This window comes from Mesorhizobium sp. M7A.F.Ca.CA.003.01.2.1, from assembly GCF_003998945.1.
Classification (GTDB): Bacteria; Pseudomonadota; Alphaproteobacteria; order Rhizobiales; family Rhizobiaceae; genus Mesorhizobium; species Mesorhizobium ciceri.
In genome coordinates this window covers 1-1,081 of the sequence record NZ_RZRA01001335.1, presented here as the reverse complement: position 1 = coordinate 1,081, position 1,081 = coordinate 1, and the positions used below count along the sequence as shown (strand labels likewise).

1 protein-coding gene is annotated in these 1,081 nt (G+C 66.9%); it reads left to right on the top strand.

The genetic code is table 11. The annotated features are described in order from the left end of the window. Positions 1 to 84: 84 nt before the first annotated feature. Positions 85 to 1,081, top strand: a 997-nt coding sequence (locus tag EN969_RS32455; RefSeq protein WP_206525301.1) for a trimethylamine methyltransferase family protein, incomplete at its 3' end; no start/stop codon positions are given.

Here is a 1,081-nt window from a genome sequence, read left to right as displayed (position 1 = left end):
GGTGAGGAACGGCCGGAGCGTGACGTCGCGGCCTCGCCCTACGATCCCCTGGGCAAGGCAATGCGGCAATGAGGAGGATTTCCGATGGTCGATGACGCGGCACGGGACGGCAGGCGCGAGCGCCGGCGTGGACGCACGGGCGAGGCCGGTAGCGAAAGCAGCCGCCGTCCCAATTACCATTCGCTGAAGAACCCGTTCCTGCCGCAGCCGATCTTTTCGGACGACCAGGCGGCTTCGATCCACGACACGGCGCTGCGGGTGCTGGAAGAGCTCGGCATCAAGGTGCTGCTGCCGCAAGCGCGTGAGCATTTTGCCAATGCCGGCGCCCTGGTCGATCCAGACACCGACATGGTGCGCATCGGCCGTGACATGGTGACGGCGGCACTCGCCTCGGCGCCGAAGTCGATCCACGCTTACGCCGGTTCGCGCGCCCGCGATCTGACGCTGGAGCTCGGCTCGATGACCTTCCTGGCCGGGTGCGGGGCGCCGAACGTCACCGATCTCGAGCGCGGCCGGCGGCCGGGAACACTGGCGGATTTCGAGGATCTGATGCGGCTGGTGCAGCATTTCGATGTGCTGCATATGCTGGGGCCCTGCATCGAACCGCAGGATGTCGACAACCGCTTTCGGCACTATGCCGTCAACCGCGCGCAGTTGACGCTGTCGGACAAGCTCCCGTTCGTCTTCGCGCGCGGAACGCCGCAAGTCGAGGACGGGTTCGAGATGCTGCGGCTGGCGCGCGGCTTGTCGGAAGAGGAGTTTCTGGCAAGCGCGCATTGCTACACCGTCATCAACACCAACTCGCCGCGTCAGCTCGACATTCCGATGGCGCAAGGCATCATCGATTTCGCTCGCGCGGGGCAGGTCTCCGTCATCACGCCGTTCTGCCTGGCGGGCGCCATGGCGCCGATAACGGTCGCCGGCGCGCTGACGCTGCAGCATGCCGAAGCGCTGGCCGGGCTGACGCTGGCGCAGATCGTGAGGCCGGGTGCGCCGGTCGTCTACGGCTCGTTCTCCTCCAATGTCGACATGAAATCCGGCGCGCCCGCCTTCGGCACGCCCGAGCACGTCAAGGCGACGC